Genomic DNA, 8,694 nt, shown 5'->3' with positions numbered 1-8,694 from the left:
TCCTATACAACTCGCAGCTTGGTCTTACTAAATCTTTAGAAATAGTTATCAACCCCATGCTATCCAACTCATGAGCTATGATAGGGTCTATATCCACCCCGTCTTGGGTAGTAACAACTTTTTTAAAAGCTGCTTTCAATTTTTCTTCCTGCTCAAGGATCGCTAATAATTTGCGTAAATGGTTATTATAAATTCCTGCTTCTGTTGGTGCTTCTTCTAATAATTGTTTAAAACGAAGTTCTCCCCGATGGAGATAATATAAAGCCAATTGTACCAGGTAAGGATGTCCCCCCACTATTGCCATTAGTTGCTGACAATGAGTTTCTTGTAGCCAAGATAATCGATGACGTTGTACTAAATCTTGAATTTGTTCTAGGGTAAAAGGAGGTAGTCTCAGTGGTAATCCGATATTAAAAGGAGATTGATAGATTTTCAGTGGTATATAAATTTCTGTAGAATACACAACAATCATGCGTAATTTTTGCCAAATCTCTTCCTGTTTTGCTTTTTCATACCAGCAGCGTAACAAAGGCAAAAAATCCTCGGCAATTTCAGGATAATTAAACAGTCTATTTACTTCATTTAGTGCTAATACCACTGGAGTCTCAACTTGCTCTAGTAAGTAATCTTGAAAATAAGTTGTACAGCTAATTTGACTACCAAAGATTTCATCCCAATATTTATCCAACATAGATTCTATAGACAACTGTTTAGTAATATTGGCACAAAACCAACGCAGAAATTTATCTATAGAAGAAAAAGTAGGTTTTTCTGCTTGTCTGAAGTCTATATTGACAACATGATAACCCAAATATTTAGAACGATCGAGAATACGTAGCATGAGAGAACTTTTACCCATCTTTTGTGGCGCTCTAATCCTAATAATGCTCCCTGGTTGAGTAATTTCCGAGTAAGCTAGATCCTCTATGGGAGGCCGCTCTATGTATAAGTAAGAGTTTAAAGGAATCACACTACTGGGAAATTCTATATACATATTTACTTTTTGATTTTGACAGTATTTCTCCAGTAATTTTTGCTGTGAATTTGTGAGAGTTATGGGTTCTAAATATTGACGCAAATTTGTTTTGGAAATTGGTTCTTGCCAATAGTTACTTAGTAATGACCATAGTTCACTAGCAACTTTTCTCAAATGTTCTGCTCCATAATATGCCTCATTAGACATCATTATATATGTTTTTCCTTCCCAGGAAGAGCGCAAGATAAATTCTTGAAGGTGACTTAAAGGAGAAGGTAAATTAGCATTAAGTATTTGTATAACTTCGTCTAAATTCATTTTTATAATTATTGAGTATGGATAATTTGAGTAAATAATTCATAGTTATAAAATATCATGTTTGTTCTATAAAATTACTTATATTATTATCTGAAGTATCTATACTAAGAAACCTGCTCGATATGAGATATCTTTCGTTTCAAAAAATATAAATCTACTCTGAGATATCCTTCGTTTCAAAAAATATAAATCTACGAAAAAGCCTGTTTGTTATACCAATTCACTTTAAAGATGTCACAAATAGTTTCAAACTTTAAATGTTAAATAATTGCCTCGGTGGTGGTGGATAGTAATGGTAAAGGAAGCACCGGGAGTGTAGGGAGATGGGGGGATGGGGAGATGGGGACTTTCGGAGATGGGGGGATGGGGAGATGAGGAGATGGGAAGATGGGGAGATGAGGAGATGGGGAGATTGGGAGATTGGGAGTCTCGGAGATGGGGAGTCTCGGAGATGGGGAGTCTCGGAGATGAGGAGATGGGGACTGTCGGAGAAATTAAAAAATATATATCCTCACCATTACCATGCAGGACTACCAAAGTTTTTAGCCTATCCAATCTAACTTCTGAATTCTCAATTCTCAATTCTCAATTCTCAATTCTGTGAAATGGTATTAGATATCTTTGCTTAACTCCTGTTATAGCATTTCTCAAAAACTTTTCAACCCGTTTCTTCAGTAGGGGAGTAGGTAGGAAAGTTGGATGCAACCTCCTTCAATAATTAATAATTAATAATTAATAATTAATTATTACCTCTTCTTAAAAACGGATAGGATTGGTTAAAAAGGAATTTTTTTTTCTTTTCTTGGTTGATTGGATATGGCGCACTTCGGAGCGACTTGAATTGCGTTTCGCTTTCCTACGGAATAATTGCGCAAACGCGACATGAAACGCGGCTCTGCATTCTTCGGGAGACCTCGCCATCCCATCCTAAGGTCATGCTCCGCAAACAACCGCTGTCTTGGTCGATTGGAGGCAAGCGTTTGCGCTTCGCAAAGCTTCGAAGTTCGCGTAGCGTCCCGGAGGGAACGGAGACCTCGCCATCCCATCCTACGGAATGCTCCGCAAACGACCGCTTTTTTCTCCTTGAAAGGAGAGGATTTAAACCTTAATTTTTTGGTCAAGAGAAGTAAACATAAGAATAATTAAGACTAAATAGCTAACAATTATTAAAAAAGTGATTCGGCTTGTGTTAATTACTTAATAATTGAAGTGTCGTCAAGTATAACATTAATGCATGGTAATTGGTATTTATACATTTATTCAAAAGTTTTATCTATTTTGTATTCTATGATCAAGCATTTGTATTAATACTGTAATTGTAGCTAAATCATATAAATTTGTACCTTTTTAATGTTGATTATGTATAGTAGTTGAAAGCCTGACTATTACCGTTGCTTAAAAAATTACAATTTTGTTACAAAATTTGTGAATTTTTGTATGACATTATGTTAATATTAGCTAAAAACTTGTATCTTTATCGTTCCTTCCCTCTTGAATTTTCTCGTATTGCCAAACCACCATCTCTTATTATCTACTAAAAAAAGTTTATGTAGGAATATTTTTGGCAACAGGTATGATTTTATATGGCAATTTCCATGCTGTTGAGGTACAAAATTGGTTGGTTTTAGGGAACAGGGAACACTTAAGTGGGAATAGGAAATAGAATACAAATAAAGATAGGTATACCTCATTAGGCTGAGAAACGCTATATGAATCTCTAAAAACTAAACAAGCCTTTTATTGTAAGCATTCAGCTATTAGCATTCAGCTATCAGGAATAAGATCCAGTTCTTAAAGTTATCCATTATAGAGTTTTATATTAAGAAAGATGTTTATAAAGTATAGTTTTAAGGGTGGGGTTTAAATTTCCAACCAAAAACAATAGCTGATAGCTGTTAGCTGACGGCTGAATGCTTACCTTTTATTTAACCATTTGCATAGGTCAACAAAAGAGAAGTAAAAGTTACTCACCAAATCATTTTTCATAACTTTTTACTAAAAATATTTTTCATGAACGCCTCTTATCTTTATCTCTCTTGATTTGCTCCAGCCAAAAATCCATATCTTTATTCACGCATATGTCTATATAGACATGGGCGTAAAACAAAAAAACTTTTTCTAAAACTCTTTTAGGAAAGTTTTATAGAACATTCCTACATCATTTTTCACGCTTGTATCTATTGCTCATAACTGTATAATAGAAGAAAATATAAGACATAACAAAACTAATAATTAATTATGTGGCAAATATTAAGTCAACTATTTTTACCTAATTTTATTCCCCGGGGAAACAATCTGTGGCCACCTGAACCAATATGGTTACATTTGTTATCAAATTTATTCATAGCGATCGCCTATTTTTCAATTCCGGCAATCCTAATTTACTTTCTGCAAAAATGGAAATATGTAATAATTTCGGGAGTATTTGGTTTATTATGTACTGTGATGATCTTATGTGGTATAGGTCATTTGATGGTAATATTAAGTCTATGGTATCCCAATCCTTTTCATTTGCTAATCGGGATTGAGAAATCTATCACTGCCCTAATTGCTTGCTACACAACTTGGCAATTGGTAAAGCTATTACCTAAATTTTTATCTCTGAAAACTCCTACACAACTAGAAGCAATTAACCAGCAATTAGAAACAGAAATAGCTCAACGCCAACAAGCAGAAGCAGCATTGGAGCAAACTAATCAAAACTTAGAAAAAGAAGTACAACAACAGACTGCTGAATTATCAACAGCTTTGAATAATTTACAACATGAAATAGAAAAGCACCAACAAACTATATCATCATTACAAGCAAGCGCTAAACGGGAAAAAGTTATCTCTCTAGTCATTCAAAAAATACGTCAGAGTCTAGATATTCCCACCATATTTCAAACCACAACTCAAGAATTACAACAAACAATTTATTGTGACCGGGTAGTTATCTATCAATTTAATCCTGACTGGAGTGGGAAAATAGTAGCAGAGTCAGTCGAAAGTGGCTGGAAAATTTTAGTAGAGGAACAAGAAAATGACTCCAGTCTCAAACAAAACGCTGTAGATACTGAAAACTGTTTAGTCAAAGATTTAACTAATCCCGACGTAATTGAAGATACCTACCTACAAGAAGAAAAAGGTGGTATTTATAGTCAGGGTACAAAGTATCGAGTAATTGAAAATATTTACGAAGCTGGATTTAGTGATTGTTATATTCAACTATTAGAGAGTTTTCAAGCCAAAGCATATATAATTGTTCCGATTATTTCTAACAATAAACTATGGGGGTTATTAGCTTCTTATCAAAATTCTGCCCCTCGTAAGTGGGAAAACCCAGAAATTAATATTGTTATTCAAATTGGCAGTCAGTTAGGAGTAGCTTTAGAACAAGCAGAATTATTAGCCGAAACTCAACGAAAGTCATTAATGTTAGAAAAAGCCTTAGTAGCAGCGGATGAAGCTAACCTAGCTAAAAGTAATTTTATCGCTTCGATGAATCATGAATTGCGCACTCCTTTAAATGCAATTATTGGTTTTACTCAACTAATGAATCTCGACTCATCCATAACTACCAAAAACAAAGAATTTATTCAGATTATTAATCAAGCAGGCGAGCATTTACTTCAATTAATTAATACCATTTTAGAAATTTCGAGAATAGAGGCTGGTAAAACCACATTAAATAACGCTAATTTCGACCTATTTGCTTTGACAAATAATATAGAACAAATGTTTAGTTTAAAAGCCTTGAATAAAAATTTGTACCTAGAATGTAAATGGGATATTAATGTGCCCCAATATATCCAAACTGACGATAAAAAATTGCGCCAAGTTTTAATTAACTTATTGGGAAATGCCATCAAATTTACTAACAAAGGAGGAGTAACATTAAGTATTAGCAAAACACAAGAGAAAAACCATCTACAATTTGAAGTGAGTGATACAGGTTATGGTATTGCTCCAGAAGAAATAGATAAATTATTTCAAGCTTTTGAGCAAACAGAAACAGGTCGTAAATCTAAACAAGGAACTGGATTAGGTTTAACTATTAGTCAGAAATTTGTACAACTGATGGGAGGCAATATTTCTGTTAGTAGTATAGTGGGTTTAGGAACAAAATTTACATTTAATATTGAGATACAGGAAACAGAATTACCTAAAACTGAAACTGCAAATCCTGATAATATTATAGCTTTAGCACCCCATCAACCAGAATATAGGATTTTAATTGTCGAAATACTAGAAATTGACAGTATTTTATTACTTGAAATTTTAAGCATAATAGGTTTTGTTGTGCAGGAAGCTACTGAAATTAATCAAATAACTAATATTTGGGAAAATTGGCAACCCCACTTAATCTTGATAGATTTAGAGATATTAGCTAAATCAGGAAAGGAAGCGATCGAATCCATTAAAAGAGATAGTAATAATCAGCCACCTGTAATTTTTGCCCTAACAACTCAAACTTTTGCAGATGGGGCTAGTAAAATTTTATCTACAGGTTGCGATGAATTGATTATGAAACCATTTTCCCAGATAATTTTGTTGGAAAAAATTGCTGAATATTTAGGGGTAAGTTACATTTATGAAAATGGGAAGCCAGAAAATAATTGGCAAATTGACAAACCACAAAATTCATTACAAAAAAATTATTTAACACCAGAAATGTTGTTAGCAATGCCCATAGAATGGGTGATAAATCTGCATCGATCAGCTCTTGTAGCAGATGCAGATTTAATTCTTAACTTAGCAGCAGAAATTCCTGCATCTAATTCTGATTTATCCGAAACATTAATAGAGTATGTAAATCAACTTAAATTTGAAGAGATTACTGATTTAACAGAAAAAATTATTGACCAAGAAGACAATCAAATTTAATTATAAAGTTTCTCACTCTTTGTGATATACAGTAAAATTATTTTTCTAATTTTTTATCACCTAAAACCTATAGCAGTTTTCATTAACATAGAATACAGAGATTTTGGCTTAAAGGCACTTATGCTGAGAGCAGAAGCGGTGCGACCCCGCGGGGTGCTAAAGACGCAAGGGAATGCTGACCAAGAGAGGGAATGCGCACTCCTGTGAGGCAGAAGCAATGCAAGTCAACATTTTGGAAAACCGCTATAAATATAATTTTGGGTGTTGCTGATTAGGTATAAAACTCCTTAATTAGGGTTTGGTTATGGGAGTCTTTTAGCAAGGAGGAGGACTCAGGAGAACCGAGTCAGGAGAAATGGGAGTTATAGAGTAGTTAGTCAGAAGAATAGTCCCTTAATTTTTCTACCTCGCATTACCCCAAAATGCTCACTTTTTCCGATCGCTTCAACCGAAAAGCTGGTACTTTTTCCAGACCTAAAATTGGTCAAACCTTTAAGGGAAAAAACTCCTTTATATTTCCTGAATCCTGACTTTTAAATACTGTAATATAATAAATTTCTTTAGTAACACCAAATTTTTTACCTTACGAGTATGAGAATTGCTATATGAACAACTCTAACCATAAAATTACTGGAAATATTCTGATTGTTGATGATATTCCAGAAAATATCAAGCTTTTATCCCAGATATTGAAAAATGCAGGACACAGAGTTCGAGCTGTAACTAATGGAAAAATGGCATTAAAAACTATTAATTTTCAAGTTCCAGATTTGATTTTATTGGATATTAATATGCCTGAAATCAATGGCTATGAGGTTTGTGAGCAACTTAAAGCCAACCAAGAAACTCAGAATATACCAGTAATTTTTGTGAGCGCTCTCGATGAAGTTTTCAATAAAGTAAAAGCTTTTTCTGTAGGAGGGCTAGACTATATTATTAAGCCATTTAATCTAGAAGAAGTTTTAATCAGAATACAGAATCAACTTCAGATTAATTATAGTAGAAGGCTAATTATCAAGCAAAATTTGATGCTTGAGGAAAAAAACAAACAGCTCTTAACCTCAGAAACTTTATTGAGCAAAAAATCTGAAAGTCTAGAACAAACTTTACGGGAACTAAAACAAGCTCAAGTGAAAATTATTCAAAGTGCAAAAATGGCTGGTTTGGGACAATTAGCCGCAGGTATTGCCCATGAAGTTAATAATTCTATCAATTTTATTGATAATAATCTTAACTATGCAAATAGTTATTTCCAAGAATTGCTAAATTTAGTTAAACTTTATCAGGGAGAATACCCATCACCCAATCAAAAAATTCAGAACTATGTGGAAGATATCGACCTAGATTTTTTGAGTGATGATTTACCTCAGCTCATATCTTCTATGAAAAAAGGAGCAGAAAGGATTCAGAAAATAGTCGATTCCCTTGGCAATTTTTCTAGAATTAATCAGGCAGAACATAAGTTAGTCGATATTCATCAAGGAATTGAAAGCACCTTAGCTTTGTTAAAGTCTAGACTAGAAGAAACAGATAATTTATTACCAGTTAAAATCATCAAAGAATATGCTGAAATACCGCAAATTCAATGTTATCCTAATCAACTGAATCAAGTTTTTTTAAATTTATTGAATAATGCTATTGATTTTTTAGAAGCAAAGAGACAAAACAAAATTGAACAGCAAATAAATTCCGAACAGCAGTTGCCGAAAATTTGGATTATCACAGAACTAGCAACTAATGAAAAAATATTAATTAAAATTGGTGATAATGGAGTAGGTATAGATGAGTCTATAATAGAACGAATATTCGAGCCATTTTTTACCACAAAAAAAATTGGTAAAGGTACTGGATTAGGATTATCAGTTAGTTATCAAATAATAGTAGAGCAGCACCACGGAAAACTAACTTGTGATTCTAAAATTGATGAAGGTTCAACATTTATGATTGAGATTCCTATCAATTTTTCATCCAAATAATTTTGTAGTAATTTTATTTTATCTCATTAAAATGAACGATCAAAAGTTGTTGTTTGTAATTGAGCTTTAACCCTAATATAAATATTTGAAGGGCTAAAGCCCAACTACGAGCTTTAATTCCCACTAAACTTGAACACCTGTTTCTATTTCTACTTCCGAAAAAAACACAACTTCTACATCTGATTCTTTATTTTGTGTCGCAGTAGTATGAGGACTTTAAAGACTGTGATAAGCCTCTCGATATTGAAAAGCAGCCATAGTTTTAACCTGTTCATCCAAATAATTTTGTAGTAATTTTATTTTATCTCATTAAAATGAACGATCAAAACTTGTTGTTTGTAATTGAGCTTTAACCCTAATATAAATATTTGAAGGGCTAAAGCCCAACTACGAGCTTTAATTCCCACTAAACTTGAACACCTGTTTCTATTTCTACTTCCGAAAAAAACACAACTTCTACATCTGATTCTTTATTTTGTGTCGCAGTAGTATGAGGACTTTAAAGACTGTGATAAGCCTCTCGATATTGAAAAGCAGCCATAGTTTTAACCTGTTCAT

At 33.3% G+C, this 8,694-nt stretch carries 4 protein-coding genes; 2 read left to right on the top strand and 2 right to left on the bottom strand.

Annotated features, from left to right (window positions below; translation table 11 throughout):
* A partial coding sequence (locus F6K22_RS07760; protein ID WP_293095451.1) for an AAA-like domain-containing protein occupies window positions 1–1,294 on the bottom strand: 1,294 nt, incomplete at its 3' end.
* 246 nt (window positions 1,295–1,540) lie between these two features.
* Entirely contained in the window at window positions 1,541–1,876 is a 336-nt protein-coding gene (locus F6K22_RS07755; protein ID WP_293095448.1) for a hypothetical protein, read from the bottom strand.
* A 1,656-nt stretch (window positions 1,877–3,532) separates the two neighbouring features.
* Here F6K22_RS07755 and F6K22_RS07750 point away from each other — a divergent pair.
* Both F6K22_RS07750 and F6K22_RS07745 read left to right on the top strand, forming a co-directional pair.
* Window positions 3,533–6,160, top strand: coding sequence for a hybrid sensor histidine kinase/response regulator (locus F6K22_RS07750; protein WP_293095445.1), 2,628 nt, complete (start codon window positions 3,533–3,535; stop codon window positions 6,158–6,160).
* A 605-nt stretch (window positions 6,161–6,765) separates the two neighbouring features.
* Window positions 6,766–8,136 (top strand): hybrid sensor histidine kinase/response regulator, encoded by a 1,371-nt coding sequence (locus F6K22_RS07745; RefSeq protein ID WP_293095442.1) that lies wholly within the window; start codon window positions 6,766–6,768, stop codon window positions 8,134–8,136.
* The last annotated feature ends 558 nt before the right edge of the window (window positions 8,137–8,694 follow it).

The sequence above is a fragment of the Okeania sp. SIO2F4 genome, from assembly GCF_010672385.1.
GTDB lineage: Bacteria > Cyanobacteriota > Cyanobacteriia > Cyanobacteriales > Microcoleaceae > Trichodesmium.
The sequence above is the reverse complement of the archived record's forward strand: the minus strand, read 5'-3'. Positions and strand labels throughout refer to the sequence as shown.